The sequence below is a fragment of the uncultured Bacteroides sp. genome (genome assembly GCF_910578895.1).
Classification (GTDB): Bacteria; Bacteroidota; Bacteroidia; order Bacteroidales; family Bacteroidaceae; genus Bacteroides.
The window spans coordinates 1-18,313 of the sequence record NZ_CAJTSC010000034.1 but is presented as its reverse complement, the minus strand read 5'-3'; the positions used below and the strand labels follow the sequence as shown (position 1 = coordinate 18,313).

Genomic DNA, 18,313 nt, shown 5'->3' with positions numbered 1-18,313 from the left:
CATCCGGATATAGAAATACTTATGAATTAAGCACTTCATAGTTATTGTACTCGCTACAATTACCACCTGTCGCTTATACCTTAAACTACATATTGTATTTTTTATGATAACACAATAAGTTGATATTGTAAAATATACGATATGTATATATTTGAAAAATAATGCTTTATAACATCATAAAAATATCATTTTCATTTGTTGGATATTAGAAAAACCTCACTATATTTGCAGCGCTTAAACAAAAATATTATGCAAAACGTGGAACAAAACATGCCGTTGGCAAACAATCATATTTCCGTAGACTGTGTGGTAATCGGCTTTGACGGAGAGCAATTGAAGGTCTTGTTGATTAAACGGGCGGGAGAGGAGGAAGGTGAAATTTTTCATGATATGAAATTGCCCGGCAGTTTGATTTATATGGACGAAGATTTGGATGAAGCCGCCCAACGGGTGCTGAACGAACTGACAGGGCTTAAGAATGTAAATCTGATGCAATTCAAGGCATTCGGTTCCAAAAACCGCACGAAAGACCCCAGGGATGTACATTGGCTGGAACGTGCAATGAAATCCAAAGTGGAACGTATCGTAACCATCGCATACCTCTCTCTTGTAAAGATAGACCGTGCGCTCAACCGTGATTTGGACGAATATATGGCAAATTGGGTTGCCCTGCCGGACATCAAGGCATTGGCATTCGACCATAACCTTATTATAGAGGAAGCGATAACCTATATCCGTCAATACATTGAGTTCAACCCCTCTTCGCTGTTCGACTTATTGCCGCGTAAATTCACCGCATCCCAGCTCCGGACATTGTACGAACTCTTATACGGAAAGCAGATTGACGTGCGCAACTTCCACAAAAAGATAGCACTTATGGAGTATGTGGTTCCTTTGGAAGAAAAGCAACAGGGAGTGGCTCACCGTGCGGCACGTTATTATCGTTTTGACAAAAAAATATATAATAAGGTGAGACGATGAAAGAATTTATGATTTCAGATTTATGATTTATAAATTCCGTGTGGAATGAATCTGTCTGAAATCATAATTAATAATTCGAAATTCATAATTTTAAAATCATAAATCTTCATCATGTATTTATTAGGATATGATATCGGCAGCTCGTCCGTAAAAGCGAGCTTGGTAAATGCAGAAAGCGGCAAATGCGTATCTTCTGCATTCTTCCCGAAGACGGAAGCGGAAATTATGGCAGTGAAACCGGGTTGGGCGGAACAGAACCCGGAAAACTGGTGGGAAAACTTGAAGTTGGCAACGCAAGCCGTATTGGCAGAAGCGCGTGTAGATGCCGCAGACATCAAAGCCATCGGTATTTCTTATCAGATGCACGGATTGGTGTGTGTCGACAAGGACCAGAATGTGTTGCGCCCCGCCATCATCTGGTGCGACTCCAGAGCCGTGCCTTACGGACAAAAGGCGTTTGAAACATTGGGAGAGGAAATGTGTCTTTCGCATCTGCTAAACTCTCCGGGTAACTTCACCGCGTCCAAACTTGCCTGGATTAAGGAGAACGAACCGGCTATTTATGAGAAAATATACAAGATTATGCTGCCGGGCGACTACATCGCCATGAAATTGAGCGGTACAATCTGCACTACAGTATCCGGACTGTCCGAAGGTATGTTCTGGGATTTCAAGAACAACCAAGTGGCGGACTTCCTGATGAAATACTACGGCTTCGACTCTTCGCTGATAGCCGACATCAAGCCTACTTTCTCCGAACAAGGTCGCGTCAACGCCGCTGCTGCGCAGGAACTGGGCTTGAAAGAGGGTACGCCCATCACATACCGTGCCGGCGATCAACCTAACAATGCCCTGTCACTGAACGTGTTCAACCCCGGTGAAATAGCATCTACAGCAGGCACGTCGGGAGTGGTTTACGGAGTGAACGGTGCAGTGAACTACGATCCGAAATCGCGTGTCAATACATTTGCACATGTCAATCATACGGCAGAGCAAACGCGTCTCGGGGTGCTTTTGTGCATCAACGGCACGGGTATTCTCAATTCGTGGGTAAAACGCACCGTTGCCCCCGAAGGTATTTCTTACAGCGACATGAATGTACTTGCTGCCCAGGCACCCATCGGAAGTGCCGGCATCAGTATCCTGCCTTTCGGTAATGGCGCCGAGCGTATGTTGGAAAACAAGGAGATAGGTTGTTCCATTCAAGGAGTCAATTTCAACCAGCACGGCAAGCAGCACATTATCCGTGCCGCACAAGAGGGTATCGTATTCTCTTTCAAATATGGTATCGACATTATGGAGCAAATGGGCATCCCCGTACAGAAAATCCATGCGGGAAAAGCCAATATGTTCCTTAGTCCGCTGTTCCGCGAAACGCTGGCGGGCGTAACGGGTGCCGTTATCGAACTTTATGATACCGACGGTTCGGTAGGTGCCGCCAAAGGCGCAGGTATCGGTGCAGGCATCTATAAAGACAACAACGAAGCCTTTGCAACGCTCGAAAAACTGGAAATCATCGAACCGAAACAGGCGGACCGCCAGGCATACGCCGATGCTTATGCACGCTGGAAGCAATATCTGATGCAGAACTTATAAATAAAAATAGAACAATTTAATAATTAACCCGTGAGTAATGTGCCCGTTGTCTGCACATCGGCACATTACCGCATTAACACATTTAATCATTATGGCAACAAAAGAGTATTTTCCCGGAATAGGAAAAATCAAATTCGAAGGTAAAGAAAGTATGAACCCGATGGCATTCCGCTACTACGATGCTGAGAAAGTCATCATGGGCAAGAAAATGAAAGATTGGTTGAAGTTTGCTATGGCATGGTGGCACACTCTCTGTGCAGAAGGCGGCGACCAGTTCGGCGGCGGAACCAAGCAATTCCCGTGGAACGGTGATGTTGATGCCGTACAGGCTGCTAAAAACAAAATGGATGCCGGTTTCGAATTCATGCAAAAGATGGGTATCGAATACTACTGCTTCCACGATGTAGACCTCGTATCGGAAGGCTCAAGCATCGAAGAATACGAAGCTAACCTGAAAGCTATCGTGGCCTATGCAAAACAGAAACAAGCTGAAACCGGCATCAAACTGTTGTGGGGTACTGCCAACGTATTCAGCCACGCACGTTATATGAATGGTGCTGCTACCAATCCTGATTTTGATGTTGTGGCACGTGCTGCTGTTCAAGTTAAGAATGCCATTGACGCTACAATAGAACTGGGTGGTACCAACTACGTATTCTGGGGTGGCCGCGAAGGTTACATGTCATTGCTGAACACCGACCAGAAGCGCGAGAAAGAACACTTGGCCAAAATGTTGACTTTGGCTCGTGACTATGCCCGTGCACGTGGCTTCAAAGGTACTTTCCTGATTGAGCCGAAACCGATGGAACCGTCTAAACATCAATATGACGTGGATACCGAAACCGTTGTCGGCTTCCTGAAAGCTCACGGTCTGGAAAACGACTTCAAAGTAAACATCGAAGTGAACCATGCTACTTTGGCGGGCCATACATTCGAACATGAGTTGGCTGTAGCTGTCGACAATGGCATGTTGGGTTCTATCGACGCTAACCGCGGTGATTACCAAAACGGCTGGGATACCGACCAATTCCCCATCGACAATTACGAATTGACTCAGGCTATGATGCAGATTATCCGTAACGGCGGTCTGGGCAACGGCGGTACGAACTTCGATGCTAAAACTCGTCGTAACTCTACCGATTTGGAAGATATCTTCATCGCCCACATCGCAGGTATGGATGCTATGGCACGTGCTTTGGAAAGCGCAGCCAAACTGCTCGAAGAGTCTCCTTACAAGAAGATGCTCGCCGACCGTTACGCATCATTCGATGCCGGCAAGGGTAAGGAATTCGAAGAAGGCAAACTGACTCTGGAAGATGTGGTTGCTTATGCAAAAGCTAACGGCGAACCGAAACAGACCAGCGGTAAACAAGAACTGTACGAAGCAATCTTAAATATGTATTGCTGATTTTGATTGGTTACGGATTATAAATAGTGAATTACCGGAGTGGCGGCTCTGCAACGGTTGCCTTGCCACTGCCGGTAATTTATTATTTGTAACCCCTGTAACTTATAACTAACTCCTAATCTATATAATATCATGATTCATACGGAAAAAGGTAGCAAACTCTACCTCTTCTCTATTGTACTTGTGGCTGTCATTGGCGGTCTGCTTTTCGGATACGACACAGCGGTTATTTCCGGTGCGGAAAAGGGGCTTCAAGCCTTCTTCATGGGAGCCGATTTTGAGTATACAGACACAATACACGGCATTACATCGTCCAGCGCATTGATAGGCTGTATCATAGGTAGCGCAATCTCCGGTTTCTTCGCTTCAAGATTGGGGCGCAAGAATTCCCTCTTTTTGGCAGGTATCCTGTTCTTTTTGTCGGCATTAGGTTCCTATTGTCCGGAGTTCTTGTTTTTCGAACAGGGTGTGCCTTCATATTCACTTTTGGTAGCCTTCAATCTTTATCGCGTTCTGGGCGGTATAGGTGTGGGGCTTGCATCTGCCATCTGTCCGATGTACATCGCCGAAATCGCTCCGAGTAATATCCGCGGAACACTGGTGTCGTGGAATCAGTTTGCCATTATTTTCGGTCAGTTGGTAGTATACTTTGTCAACTTCCTGATTTTAGGCAGCCATGCCAATCCGGTAATAGACTTGGTTAACGGAGTGAATCAGGTCATGAACCCCGAAGCAGCTACATGGACTACGGAAACCGGTTGGCGCCTGATGTTCGGAAGCGAAGCTGTTCCTGCCGGCCTGTTCGCTTTGATGGTATTGCTGGTTCCTGAAACGCCACGCTACCTTGCCATGTGTGGTAAGGATGACAAGGCATTGAATGTATTAAACCGTATCAATGGCACTTCTCGAGCAAAAGTTATCCTTGCGGAAATCAAGGCAACCACCGAAGAAAAGACGGAAAAACTTTTTACGTACGGTTGGATGGTTATCTTCATAGGTATCATGCTGAGTGTGTTCCAGCAGGCTGTCGGTATTAATGCAGTGCTTTATTTTGCGCCACGTATTTTTGATACAATGGGGATGGCAAATCCTATGGTGCAGACAGTTCTTATGGGTATCGTCAATATTCTGTTCACTTTACTGGCCGTATTTACAGTGGAAAAATGGGGACGTAAGCCATTGCTTATCTCCGGTTCCATCGGTATGGCGATAGGTGCTTTCGGTGTAGCGTTATGCAATATCGTGACAGGGCTTCCGGCAATAATATCTGTCATCAGCATCATGGTTTACAGTGCTTCGTTCATGTTCAGTTGGGGACCTATCTGTTGGGTACTGATTGCCGAAATCTTCCCGAATACCATCCGCGGCGCTGCAGTGGCCATTGCGGTGGCATTCCAATGGGTTTTCAACTTTATTGTCTCATCTACTTTCCTCCCGATGTACAATATGCGCCTGGGAGAGATGGGAGACAAGTTCGGCCACATGTTTGCATACGCCCTATATGGTATTATCTGTGTGGCGGCTGCCATCTTCGTATGGAAACTCGTGCCTGAAACAAAAGGCAAGACCTTGGAAGATATGACCAAACTTTGGAAGAAAGAGAAATAAGTTTCTGCAAATTATTTCAACTGAATATTGAAGGCTGCACAGTTCAAAACGAATTGTGTGGCCTTTTTTAAAATTATCCACTCAAAAATCTCTTTTCTCTAACTTTTTTGTAAATTTGCACCCTTAAAACAAAGAGGATAGCTTTGGAAAACACCGGAAAACGTCTTTCCTGGCTACATCTAAGAGAAAAACAGTAAATCTAAATAGTCAAATCGTAAATATCAAAATGGGTAAGAAGTTTGCCGAATATTCAAAGTTTGACCTTTCGGAAATAAATAAGGAAGTGTTGAAGAAATGGGACGAAAACGAAGTTTTCGCCAAGAGTATGACAGAACGTGAAGGTTGTCCTTCTTTCGTGTTTTTCGAAGGACCACCCTCGGCAAATGGTATGCCGGGCATTCATCATGTAATGGCCCGTTCCATTAAAGATATTTTCTGCCGTTACAAAACCATGAAAGGTTTTCAGGTGAAGCGTAAAGCCGGTTGGGATACACACGGTCTTCCTGTGGAGCTGGGCGTGGAAAAGGCGCTAGGCATCACCAAAGAAGATATCAGTAAGACTATTTCTGTTGCCGAATATAACGCTGCCTGCCGTAAAGATGTAATGAAGTTCACCAAAGAGTGGGAAGACCTTACACATAAAATGGGATATTGGGTAGATATGCAGGATCCTTATATCACCTATGACAACCGTTATATCGAAACTTTATGGTGGCTGCTGAAACAACTTCACAAGAAAGGACTCCTTTATAAAGGATATACCATACAACCGTATTCTCCGGCTGCGGGAACCGGTTTAAGCTCGCACGAGTTGAACCAACCCGGTTGTTATCGCGATGTAAAGGATACCACCGTGGTAGGACAGTTCAAGATAAAGAACCCTAAGCCCGAAATGGCAGAGTGGGGAACTCCTTACTTTCTGGCATGGACCACTACTCCGTGGACATTACCCTCAAATACCGCTCTCTGCGTAGGTCCGAAAATAGACTATGTTGCCGTACAGACTTACAACGGCTATACCGGAGAGAAAATGACTGTGATACTCGCCAAAGCATTGCTCTATACCCACTTCAACAAAAAGGCGGAAGATATTGCATTAGAGGATTATAAGCCGGGAGATAAACTAATTCCGTTCAAGATAACAGGCGAATATAAAGGTCCGGACTTGGCAGGAATGGAATACGAACAGCTCATTCCGTGGGTAAAACCGGTAGAAGTGGATAATAACGGTAATTGGAGCGTCAGCGACAAAGGTTTCCGTGTAATTCTCGGTGACTATGTAACTACGGAAGATGGTACGGGTATCGTGCACATTGCTCCGACATTCGGTGCGGATGATGCTTTCGTAGCCCGTGCTGCAGGTATTCCTTCTTTGTTCATGATTAACAAGCGTGGTGAAACCCGTCCGATGGTGGACCTCACCGGTAAGTTCTATTTACTGGACGAGCTGGATGAAGCATTTGTGAAAGAGTGCGTCGATGTAGATGCATACAAGGAATATCAGGGACGTTGGGTAAAGAATGCCTACGACCCGCAGTTCACCGTTGACGGTAAATATGATGAGAAAGCGGCACAAGCAGCCGAAACGCTTGACATCTATATCTGTATGATGATGAAAGCCGCCAACCAAGCATTCAAGATAGAGAAACATGTGCATAATTATCCGCACTGCTGGCGTACGGACAAACCGGTATTGTACTATCCGTTGGATAGCTGGTTTATCCGTAGTACCGCCTGCAAAGAGCGTATGATAGAGCTGAACAAGACTATCAATTGGAAACCGGAAAGCACCGGTACGGGACGTTTTGGCAAGTGGCTGGAAAACTTGAACGACTGGAACTTGAGCCGTTCGCGTTATTGGGGTACTCCGTTACCTATCTGGCGTACGGAAGATGGCGATGAGGAAAAGTGTATCGAATCTGTAGAAGAACTTTACAACGAGATAGAGAAATCCGTTGCCGCCGGACTGATGACATCCAATCCCTACAAGGACAAAGGCTTCCAGCCGGGTGTATACACGCAGGAGAACTATGACAAGATAGACCTTCACCGTCCTTATGTAGACGATATCATTCTCGTTTCCAAAAACGGCAAGCCTATGAAGCGTGAAGCGGATTTAATTGACGTATGGTTCGATTCCGGTTCCATGCCGTATGCACAGATACATTATCCGTTCGAAAACAAAGAATTGCTGGATAACCATCAGGTATATCCTGCCGATTTCATAGCAGAAGGTGTAGACCAGACACGAGGCTGGTTCTTCACCCTGCACGCCATTGCTACAATGGTATTCGACAGCATATCTTACAAGGCTGTAATTTCAAACGGGCTGGTTCTCGACAAAAACGGTAACAAGATGTCCAAACGTCTGGGCAATGCCGTAGACCCGTTCTCGACAATCGAGAAATACGGTTCCGACCCCTTGCGCTGGTATATGATAACCAACTCTTCTCCGTGGGACAATCTGAAATTCGATGTAGACGGGGTGGAAGAGGTGCGCCGCAAATTTTTCGGAACCTTATATAATACGTATTCTTTCTTCGCCCTCTATGCCAATGTAGACGGGTTTGAATACCAGGAAGCTGATGTTCCCATGGCGGAACGCCCGGAAATAGACCGTTGGATAATTTCAGTATTGAACACGTTGGTGAAAAACGTAGACAACTGTTACAACGACTACGAACCGACCAAAGCCGGCAGACTGATTTCAGACTTCGTGAACGACAATCTCTCCAATTGGTATGTTCGTCTAAATCGTAAACGTTTTTGGGGCGGCGGTATGACGCAAGATAAATTATCTGCTTTCCAAACGCTCTACACATGTTTGGAAACCGTAGCCAAACTGATGGCACCTATTGCCCCGTTCTATGCCGATATGCTCTACTCAGACCTCACAAACGCTACCGGACGCGACAGTGCGGTTTCTGTCCATTTGGCTAAATTCCCCGAAAGCGAAGAAGCGATGATAGACAAGGAGTTGGAAGCACGCATGCAGATGGCACAAGATGTCACTTCTATGGTATTGGCTTTGCGCCGTAAAGTGAATATCAAAGTGCGCCAACCGCTACAGTGTATCATGGTTCCGGTAGTGGACGAAGAGCAACACGCTCACATCGAAGCTGTGAAAACACTTATCATGAATGAGGTGAATGTAAAGGAAATCAAGTTTGTGGACGGTGCAGCCGGTGTGCTTGTAAAGAAAGTGAAATGCGACTTCAAGAAGCTCGGTCCGAAGTTCGGTAAACAAATGAAAGCCGTTGCCGCAGCCGTTGCCGAAATGCCGCAGGAAGCCATTGCCGAATTGGAAAAGAACGGTTCCTATACGTTGAAATTGGACGGTGCGGAAGCTGTAATCGAAACATCCGATGTAGAAATCTTCAGTGAAGATATTCCAGGATGGCTGGTAGCCAATGAGGGCAAGCTGACTGTAGCCCTGGAAGTGACCATCACCGAAGAACTTCGCCGTGAGGGTATCGCACGCGAATTGGTGAACCGCATTCAGAACATCCGTAAATCGAGCGGCTTCGAAATAACGGACAAAATAAAGATTACTTTATCAAAAAATCCGCAAACAGATGATGCGGTGAATGAATATAAAGACTATATTTGTAACCAGGTTTTGGGAACCTCACTGACGCTGGCAGATGATGTAGTAAGCGGTATGGAACTTGAGTTCGATGATTTTAAACTGCATGTAAGCGTTGTGAAAGAATAAATTATTAATACTTACTAATTGATTAAACACGTAGAGTTATGACAGAAAAAACAAGATACTCGGATGCGGAATTGGAAGAATTCCGTGCCATTATTATGGAAAAGTTAGAGTTGGCTCAGCGCGATTACGAATTGTTGAAAGCCAGTCTGACAGGCGCAGACGGTAATGACACCGATGATACATCCCCAACGTATAAAGTATTGGAAGAAGGGGCCAACACGCTTTCCAAGGAAGAAACAACACGGCTGGCACAACGTCAGTTAAAGTTTATACAAGGATTGCAAGCGGCTTTGGTACGTATTGAGAACAAAACCTATGGCATCTGTCGCGAAACGGGTAAGCTGATTCCTGCCGAACGTTTGCGTGCGGTGCCTCATGCGACATTGAGCATTGAAGCTAAAAACAACGGCACGAAATAAGAATGAAGAATTTTTTCACGAAAGGGCGGATAGCCTTACTCGTTATTTTCTCGGTATTGATTATCGATCAGGTAATAAAAGTGATTGTCAAAACCCACATGTATTGGCACGAGAGTATCCGTATTACCGATTGGTTTTACATCTATTTTACTGAAAACAATGGTATGGCTTTCGGCTTGGAGATATTCGGAAAATTATTCCTTACTTCATTTCGGATTATCGCAGTAGGAGTGATAGGCTGGTTCTTGTACAAGTTTATAAAGCATGGCATGAAGACAGGGTTTATTGTCTGTGTCTCGCTCATTCTGACAGGAGCATTAGGCAATATCATCGACAGTGTACTCTATGGAGTGTTGTTCAATGAAAGTACCTATTCACAGTTGGCAACCTTTATGCCCGATAACGGCGGATATGCGCCGCTGTTCTACGGCAAAGTAGTCGATATGTTTTATTTTCCTATCATTGAAACGAATTGGCCTGCATGGATGCCATTTGTAGGTGGGAAACATTTTGTCTTCTTCAGCCCTATTTTCAACTTTGCCGATGCTGCTATCAGTTGCGGTATCATAGCATTGTTGCTCTTCTATAGTAAATATTTGAATGATTCCTATCATGTTATAAAGAAATCATGAAAAGGAAAAAGCGGATTCAATGGTATAGTGTAATCCTTTTGGCGTTCGGTCTGACAGCGTGCCAGGTGAAAAGACCCGATACGGTTCTGCCGGACGCCCAAATGGAAAAGGTGCTTTATGACTTTCACATAGCAAAGGCAATGGGAGAAGAAGTACCTTACAATGACAGCTACAAGCGTGTGTTATACATTGAATCGGTATATAAGAAGCATGGCATTACCCAAGCTGATTTCGACACTTCAATGGTATGGTATGCCCGCCATCCGGATGCCCTTACAAAAGTCTACGAGAAAGTAAACCAACGGCTGAAAGCAGAGAGAGAGGGTATCAATCATCTTATTGCTTTACGCGACAACAGACCCAAGGAATCTCTTTCGGGCGACAGTATAGACGTATGGATAGGACAACATAGTTATCACCTGACCGGAATGCCATTAAACAATAAACTGGCTTTCACGCTTCCTTCGGACACCAACTTCAAAGATAGAGATACGTTACGGTGGACAGTTCGTTTCCGTTTCCTAAACGGGATGCCCGACAGTTTGCATTTGCCGTTGATGGCAATGCAGATTTTCTATGCCAAAGATACCATAAATGATATGCTGAAAATAAAGCAGTCGGGTATGGAGACAATTTCCTTGTTTGCCGACACATTGGGTGGCATAAAGGAAATACGTGGTTTTATCTATTATCCTACACAAAAATCCACACAGAGCATATTGGCAGACCGTATCAGCCTGATGCGCTACCATGCAAAGGATACGTTGTTTAATGCTCGGAAGGACAGCCTTGAAACCAACGGAACAGCAACAAAGGCAGAAACAGCTCCCATTAAACCGATAGAACTGGAGAAGTCGGGTACGGAAAAAGACACTATTCGCCTTCGTTCCGGAATACGTCCTCGTCCAAGAATACGCCAAACCATCGAAAAGAAATGAAACGTTTCGCTTCACATTTCCTGTTTCTGCCTGTATATGATTGTTACCTTAAACAGTATGTAGTAGAAACGGAAGAAGGACTGGTAGTACGTCTATTTCCATTAACCGAGGAGATAGAAAATGTGGAATGGCTGCCGGGAGCAATCGTATTGTTGACCCAAGAAGAGTTGAAAGAACTTGACAAAAACTCCCTTGCAATAAATGCTTTCCAGGATTTTAGTAAAATCTCAGAAGAATTTTACTATAATTCTTCTGAGATTTTACTAAAATTCCCTCGAAATTTATTAATAACTACACCACCCTCTATTGACGGGCGGTGTAGGCTATTGCCTGTCTATTTCTCCAATTTTGACATTACAACGATGCTGCCTGTCGTCGGAACTCGGCACAAACTACTGCGGTAGCAATGGCAACATTCAAAGATTCGGAAGTTTCACGTTCTGACGGATAATTGGGAATGTATAGTTTCCTATTGACAAGCCGTTCCACTTCACTTCCTATGCCATTGCCTTCATTTCCCATAACTATCAGACCGTAGGCTGAAAGCGGTTGTGCATACATGTTTTCCCCATCCAAAAAAGTACCGTACACAGGTACATCCTTCAATGAACTGATTAGCTCGGGTAGGGAAGTATAGTGCAGTTTCACCCGCGCAATTCCCCCCATGGTAGCTTGTACCGTTTTGGGATTATAAACATCTACTGTATTGGGTGAACAGAAGATATGTTCAATGCCAAACCAGTCGGCAAGCCGGATGATAGTCCCCAAATTACCGGGATCCTGTACATCGTCCAATGCCAAACAAAGCGAACGGTTTATAACGGAAATATCCATTGTTTCGTCCGGTTGCCGGAATACGGCAAGTACCTGTTGGGGAGTTTTCAGCAAACTGGCGCGTGAGAGTTCCTCTTCGGAGACCTCCGTTATATCTTCCACGGCCAAATGTTTGTGCGTAGAGAGCCATTCGGCAGTTGCAATCAGGAAATGACAATGGAAGTGTCCCAATAAATCTCCTACCAGTTTCGGTCCCTCCGCCAAAAACACTTTATCGGCTTTACGATTTTTCTTCAGCTCCAATGAGCGGATATATTTAATGCGATTCTTGCTTAGTGCCATAAGTTGTTTGGTTTTATTTGGCAAAAGTACACGATTATTTCTATATTTGCAGTAATTTATGCGCAATTAATAACTTAGTATGAAGAAAGGCTTTCGCTACGCGCTACTTGTTACCGCCGTATTTTTATTAGCTTCATGTTCTGCCACGAAATATGTGCCGGAAGGTTCATATTTATTGGACGAAGTGCGCATACAAACGGACAACAAGGAAATCAAACCTTCCAATCTTTCGATGTATGTCCGCCAAAATCCCAATGCCAAATGGTTCAGTTTGATAAAGACGCAGTTATATGTTTATAACTGGTCCGGCAGAGACTCCACACGTTGGATAAACCGTACTTTACAACGGCTGGGAGACGCTCCGGTCATTTACAATGCGGAAGACACTGAACGTTCAAGCGAGGAAATGACAAAGGCCGTACAAAATATGGGCTACATGGGTGCCACTGTAGAGCCAATCACACACGTGAAAAAGAAAAAATTGAAACTGACATACAAAGTGTCCGGCGGGAAGCCCTATAAAATCCGTTCTCTCAAATACGATATCAAAGACGAGAAAATCAGGGGATATATGCAGCTGGATTCGGCAGATACCTATCTGGTTGAAGGAATGTATTTCGATGTGAACCGCCTGGACGCAGAACGCCAACGCATTACCGACAACCTTCTCCGCAACGGCTATTACAAATTTAACAAGGAATATATTTCTTATACGGCAGATACGGTAAGAAATACCTATCAGGTGGATGTAACCATGCATCTGGCACCTTTCCGCCGGCACAAGGATGATACTCCGCAAAATCACCCGCAGTATTATATCAATAAAGTAAATTTTATAACGGATTACAACGTATTGGAATCATCCGCCTTGAGCAGCGTAGAGATTAACGATTCACTACATTACAAGGGATATCCCATTTATTATAAAGACAAACTCTATTTGCGCCCGAAAATCCTGACCAATAATCTGCGTATTGAACCGGGAAGTTTATATAATGAAACGGATGTGCAACGTACTTACTCCAATTTCGGACGCCTGCAAGCATTGAAATACACCAATATCCGTTTTTTTGAAACGCAGATGGGCGATACGGCCAAACTGAATGCCTACGTAATGCTGACAAAAAGTAAATACCAATCCATATCATTTGAGTTGGAAGGAACCAATTCCGCGGGAGATTTGGGAGCTGCCGCATCCGTATCATTCCAGAACCGGAATATGTTCAAAGGCTCCGAAACCTTTATGATAAAACTGCGAGGCGCTTACGAAGCGGTATCCGGTTTGCAGAGCGGATACAACCACGAGGACTACACGGAATTCGGAGCAGAGGCAACTATAAACTTCCCTCGTTTTCTTTTTCCGTTTCTTTCCAACGACTTCCGGCGCAAGATACGTGCCACCACAGAGTTTGGCGTACAATACAATTATCAGATACGTCCTGAGTTCTCACGTATTATCGCCTCTGCCAGTTGGAGTTATAAATGGGGAATGCAGCGCCAACGTGCACAGCACCGTATCGACTTGTTGGACATCAACTATCTGTATATGCCTTCCATTTCGCAGGAGTTCCGTGACAAATACCTGAACAATGAGAAAAACTATATTTTGAAATACAATTATGACGATCGCCTGATTGTCCGCACAGGATATAGCTATACATACAACAGTGCAGGACAAGCCTTGACGAATAATAGTATCATAGGTAATTCGTATTCCATTCGTGTCAATTTCGAATCGGCAGGCAATCTTTTGTATGCTTTTGCCAAAATGGCGAACATGGAGAAAAATGAAGACGGAGAGTTCTCATTGCTGAGTATCCCATTCGCACAATACGTCAAGGGAGATTTCGACTTTGCCAAGAACGTTGTCATAGACAATCGTAACTCCATTGCATTCCATGTAGGAACCGGTATAGCTGTGCCTTACGGCAATGCAACGATTGTACCTTTTGAAAAACGTTATTTTTCCGGAGGAGCAAACAGTGTGCGCGGCTGGTCGGTACGCGATTTAGGTCCGGGGGCATTTCCCGGCGATGGAAATTTCATGAATCAGTCGGGAGATATCAAATTGGACGCCAACATAGAATATCGCACGCGTCTTTTCTGGAAATTCAAAGGGGCTGTCTTTGTGGATGCCGGTAATATTTGGACATTGCGTGATTATAAAGACCAGCCGGGCGGCAAATTCGAATTTGACAAATTCTATAAACAGATAGCCGTAGCCTACGGTTTGGGATTACGGTTGGATTTAGACTTCTTCGTCCTGCGTTTTGACGGGGGCATGAAAGCAGTCAGCCCTGTATATAACAATAGAAAAGAGCATTTCCCTGTCATACATCCTAAATTCAGCCGTGACTTTGCATTCCATTTTGCAGTGGGCTATCCGTTCTAAAAGATATTCCCCCCGAAATAAAAAACAAAGGTTGCACAATGCTTTATCAACTGTGCAACCTTCAATTTTTATTTTCTATTTCTTACTTGTGCTTCTCAACGTGCGGCATAATAAGTATTGACCATTGTTGCCTGACGAGCGGCAGACACGCCTTGAGCATCCAAAGTAACAGTCAGATCTTCACCGTTGGGTAAAGTCATCTGTGCAGTACCGTCATTATTTATCTTTAAGAGCTCGGTGCTGACACCGTCTGCCACAACATTCCAAGTATTCAAATCCTTGTCATAAATCAACTCCATAGATGCGGTTTCGCCTTCTTTTGTAATAGAATAACCGTTTTCAAGAGTCTCCACCAAGTAGTTGCCATTTTCACCTTTCACTTTCTTGACATCGCCGATACTTGCCAAAGGATTGCTTCCGCTCCAGAACTCAATAGAGTTGACAACCAACGCATCTGCCAAATAGCATACGCCGTACACCGGAATGATATTGAATGCAAGAAAAACAAGTTCATTGACAAATTTATTGCTAACACCCTGGTTCCAACTTACCAACTTACCATGCAAAGCAAAAGAGCCGATACATGAACTGAAAAGAAAAGCACCGCATACCATTACAGTTGCAGCCATTTTTAAATTGAACTTCTTCATAACTACTTTCTTTTATTTTACTGTGTTTATATTGAGATTAATATCCCATTAGCCATCTTTAGTTTAGTGCAAATATAGAAATATTTATAAAAAAAGCCCAAAAATGCTGCGAAAAATTACATTTTGTAAAATAAAAGAACAGTATTAATCTCTATTTGCGAAAAAAAGATTGAAAAATCCAACGGTCCACTGCAAATCTCCCCGGACCTATTACATACATCAGCACAAATACTACCCAATATACAAAGGCAAGTTCCTTCACAGCGAACGGGTCGTTTCCATGAACGATGAAGAATGCCACGAACAGCGTAAATATCATAGGGAGCATTACCAACCTATACAGAAAACCAATAATGAATGCCATCGAACAAAACAGTTCGCCAAAAATAGCCAACCCCAAAGAAAGGGAACTTCCAATTCCCAAAGGGTCGGGAAATGTGGAAGAAAGTTCCTGATAATTTGCCCATTTATCAATACCGTGATTCATAAGCAGAATGCCGAATACAATTCTAACTATTAATAATATAGCGGATATAAGAGTGCCGTCTGGCTTGGAAGGAAATAAAAATCGTTTTAACATAATCGTTTGTTTTTTTTAGTTGATATATACTCTTAACAAATAAGAATAAATAAATGTTTACTCCCGTTTCAACGGTTTGATGATTATCCGTAATGACGGATCATAGGTAAAGTAACTCCACATCCAGTCTAAAAATATAAACAAACGGTTCTTTACGCCCACTATGCTCATTAAATGAATGAATAGCCACACTGCCCATGCCGGGAAGCCGCCAAAACGCATTTTTTTTAACTCAACAACTGCGTGATTACGGCCAATGGTAGCCATAGCCCCTTTATTGTGATACACAAAAGGCCGTAGAGGTAACCCTTGTTCGATACGCTGCAAGTTTATTATTAAATTTCTTGCCTGCTGAATGGCGGGTTGAACTACCTGCGGATGTCCCTTTGGAAAAGCATCCGAAATCATCAAAGCCGTATCGCCAATGGCAAAGATATTAAAATGTCCGTACAGACGATTGCAACTGTCTACTTTCAGGCGGTTTCCCTGTCCGTAGGCTTCAGGCGGGAAACCTTGCAAGCTGTTGGCTTTCACTCCTGCCACCCAAAATACATTTTTCGTATCGATTACAGGTCCTTCATTTAGTGTGAGCTTATTATCTGTATAATTGGTGACCCGTGCATTCAGCATAATCTCTACATTCCGGTCTCTTAAATATTCCGTCACTTCTTGAGAGGATTTTTCTGAAAAGGCGGACAAAAGGCGAGGGGCGCCATCTATCAGAATGATACGCATTTCTCTGATATCCAAATCCGGATAATCTTGCGGCAAGACAAATTTTCGCATTTCTGCCAAAGCGCCTGCCAATTCAATGCCTGTAGCACCACCACCCACTATGGCAAAAGTCATCAGACGTTTGCGCTCTTCCCGGTCGGCAGTATTTTGGGCTTGCTCAAAACTGTTTATAATTTGATTACGGTTGAACAATGCTTCCGATGTATTCTTCAAAGCCATAGTCTGTTCGGCTATACCGTTGTTGCCAAAATAATTCGTATCACATCCTGTAGCAATCACCAGATAGTCATAAGCCAATGTGCCAATAGACGTTTCCAGTAAGTTGTCGTCCGGAATGACGCATTGAGCCTCACAAATACGTATATGGAAATGTGCTCTCTTCTTAAAAATCTTGCGGTAAGGAAAGGAGATGGCGCTTGGTTCGATACCTGCCGTAGCCACCTGATAGAGTAGTGGCTGAAAAATATGATGATTGTTCTTATCCAGTAAAATAATCTGAAACTTATCACTCTTGAGTTTTCTTGCCAGCTTCAGTCCGCCAAAACCGCCGCCTACAATGACCAGGCGTTTACGTCCCTCTTTAGCCGGTATATCCATTGCCGTTTTCATATATCATTTATCCTTTGTTTATTAAGAAGAAACGTAAGAAATTAAGGAATGTTCTGCCAATGGCGGGATTAAAATATTCAGAGGAAATTATGGATGCCCAATCAGGAAGAAGTTTTGACCTGAAATTTTAGTAGCAAAGGACTATGTCGCAAACGAAAGAAATGCTATACCGGCTGGCGCCAATATACCCATTGCTGAAACAACAAAGCACCATTCGTTTGAGATTTCGAATGATGCTTTGTCATACACTTACCAGTCGGTGCCTATGTGATTTTTCCCGATTAGGGATTCTATTTTCAGTTTGTAGCCATTAACTCCTTCCGCTATGCTTTTTGCGGCATCTGCCGTCCCCATTCCATACGCAACGACAGGAGTTTGCCATATCATTCCGGCATGTATGGCACTTGCCTGATAAGGTCTTAACAGTTCGTCTATCGTGAAGCGATTTCTTCCGCCACTACGGTATGCGCTATACTCGGAACCGGTAGTAACCGCCACCAATAATGCCTTGCCTGCTACCGCCGGAGTCTTTGCCAAATAAGTAAATACCTCATCTTGCCATTTTTTCAGCAATGAAGGAGCCGACATCCAATACAGCGGGAATTGAAATACGAGAGTAGATGCCTGCGATATAATTTTGCTCCATGAATCCACGTCATAAGCATCTTCAGGACGCATTTCGTACAAATTGTATATTGCCACTTCCTCCAATTCTTTAATGGCATCCGTTAATGCCTTGTTGGCTTGCGAACTTTTAATGTCGGGATGTGCCAAAAGAACCACGACTTGCTTTGCATCTTTATCCATAGTGTTTTGTTTTAATTTAAAATATCTGCTGTCAGTCACAAAGATAGAAAAACATGAATATATAACAAAAAAGGAACAACTTTTGTTGTTCCTTTTTTAAGTACACCCTCAGGGATTCGAACCCTGG

The 18,313-nt window shown here is 43.9% G+C and carries 14 protein-coding genes; 9 read left to right on the top strand and 5 right to left on the bottom strand.

Going from position 1 to position 18,313, the window contains the following annotated elements; translation table 11 throughout:
* Positions 1 to 249 precede the first annotated feature (249 nt).
* The 8 genes from QZ327_RS09655 (at position 250) to QZ327_RS09620 (ending at position 11,297) form a co-directional block, all read left to right on the top strand.
* Positions 250 to 981 carry an NUDIX domain-containing protein gene (locus QZ327_RS09655; RefSeq protein ID WP_294618849.1) on the top strand — a complete coding sequence of 244 codons (732 nt, stop codon included), beginning with the start codon at positions 250 to 252 and terminating at the stop codon, positions 979 to 981.
* Positions 982 to 1,092: 111 nt separating this feature from the next.
* Positions 1,093 to 2,577 carry a xylulokinase gene (locus tag QZ327_RS09650; protein WP_294618848.1) on the top strand — a complete coding sequence of 495 codons (1,485 nt, stop codon included), beginning with the start codon at positions 1,093 to 1,095 and terminating at the stop codon, positions 2,575 to 2,577.
* A 91-nt stretch (positions 2,578 to 2,668) separates the two neighbouring features.
* Positions 2,669 to 3,985 carry a xylose isomerase gene (xylA, locus tag QZ327_RS09645; RefSeq protein ID WP_294618847.1) on the top strand — a complete coding sequence of 439 codons (1,317 nt, stop codon included), beginning with the start codon at positions 2,669 to 2,671 and terminating at the stop codon, positions 3,983 to 3,985.
* 132 nt (positions 3,986 to 4,117) lie between these two features.
* Positions 4,118 to 5,593 (top strand): D-xylose transporter XylE, encoded by a 1,476-nt coding sequence (gene xylE / locus QZ327_RS09640; protein ID WP_294618846.1) that lies wholly within the window; start codon positions 4,118 to 4,120, stop codon positions 5,591 to 5,593.
* 226 nt (positions 5,594 to 5,819) lie between these two features.
* On the top strand, positions 5,820 to 9,308 hold the full coding sequence (ileS, locus tag QZ327_RS09635) for an isoleucine--tRNA ligase (RefSeq protein WP_294618845.1): 3,489 nt from the start codon (positions 5,820 to 5,822) through the stop codon (positions 9,306 to 9,308).
* Positions 9,309 to 9,346: 38 nt separating this feature from the next.
* On the top strand, positions 9,347 to 9,727 hold the full coding sequence (locus QZ327_RS09630; RefSeq protein WP_294618844.1) for a TraR/DksA C4-type zinc finger protein: 381 nt from the start codon (positions 9,347 to 9,349) through the stop codon (positions 9,725 to 9,727).
* A 2-nt stretch (positions 9,728 to 9,729) separates the two neighbouring features.
* Positions 9,730 to 10,359 (top strand): lipoprotein signal peptidase, encoded by a 630-nt coding sequence (locus tag QZ327_RS09625; RefSeq protein WP_294618843.1) that lies wholly within the window; start codon positions 9,730 to 9,732, stop codon positions 10,357 to 10,359.
* Positions 10,356 to 11,297, top strand: a complete 942-nt coding sequence (locus QZ327_RS09620; RefSeq protein WP_294618842.1) for a DUF4296 domain-containing protein — start codon at positions 10,356 to 10,358, stop codon at positions 11,295 to 11,297. Before QZ327_RS09625 ends, QZ327_RS09620 begins: the two co-directional genes overlap by 4 nt.
* Positions 11,298 to 11,651: 354 nt before the next feature.
* On the opposite strand, the gene QZ327_RS09615 is transcribed toward QZ327_RS09620, so the two are convergent.
* Positions 11,652 to 12,413 (bottom strand): RNA methyltransferase, encoded by a 762-nt coding sequence (locus QZ327_RS09615; protein WP_294618841.1) that lies wholly within the window; start codon positions 12,411 to 12,413, stop codon positions 11,652 to 11,654.
* A gap of 79 nt (positions 12,414 to 12,492) precedes the next feature.
* Here QZ327_RS09615 and QZ327_RS09610 point away from each other — a divergent pair, with 79 nt between their 5' ends.
* Positions 12,493 to 14,805 (top strand): BamA/TamA family outer membrane protein, encoded by a 2,313-nt coding sequence (locus QZ327_RS09610; protein ID WP_294618840.1) that lies wholly within the window; start codon positions 12,493 to 12,495, stop codon positions 14,803 to 14,805.
* 95 nt (positions 14,806 to 14,900) lie between these two features.
* On the opposite strand, the gene QZ327_RS09605 is transcribed toward QZ327_RS09610, so the two are convergent.
* The 4 genes from QZ327_RS09605 to QZ327_RS09590 all read right to left on the bottom strand — a co-directional run bounded on the left by QZ327_RS09605 (position 14,901) and on the right by QZ327_RS09590 (position 18,186).
* Positions 14,901 to 15,455, bottom strand: a complete 555-nt coding sequence (locus QZ327_RS09605; RefSeq protein ID WP_294618839.1) for a DUF3332 domain-containing protein — start codon at positions 15,453 to 15,455, stop codon at positions 14,901 to 14,903.
* 151 nt (positions 15,456 to 15,606) lie between these two features.
* The gene (locus QZ327_RS09600; protein ID WP_294618838.1) at positions 15,607 to 16,035 is read right to left on the bottom strand and encodes a DoxX family protein; all 429 of its coding nucleotides are present in this window, start codon (positions 16,033 to 16,035) and stop codon (positions 15,607 to 15,609) included.
* A 57-nt stretch (positions 16,036 to 16,092) separates the two neighbouring features.
* Positions 16,093 to 17,379 carry an NAD(P)/FAD-dependent oxidoreductase gene (locus tag QZ327_RS09595; protein ID WP_294618837.1) on the bottom strand — a complete coding sequence of 429 codons (1,287 nt, stop codon included), beginning with the start codon at positions 17,377 to 17,379 and terminating at the stop codon, positions 16,093 to 16,095.
* A 249-nt stretch (positions 17,380 to 17,628) separates the two neighbouring features.
* Positions 17,629 to 18,186, bottom strand: a complete 558-nt coding sequence (locus QZ327_RS09590; protein ID WP_294618836.1) for an NAD(P)H-dependent oxidoreductase — start codon at positions 18,184 to 18,186, stop codon at positions 17,629 to 17,631.
* Positions 18,187 to 18,313: the final 127 nt, after the last annotated feature.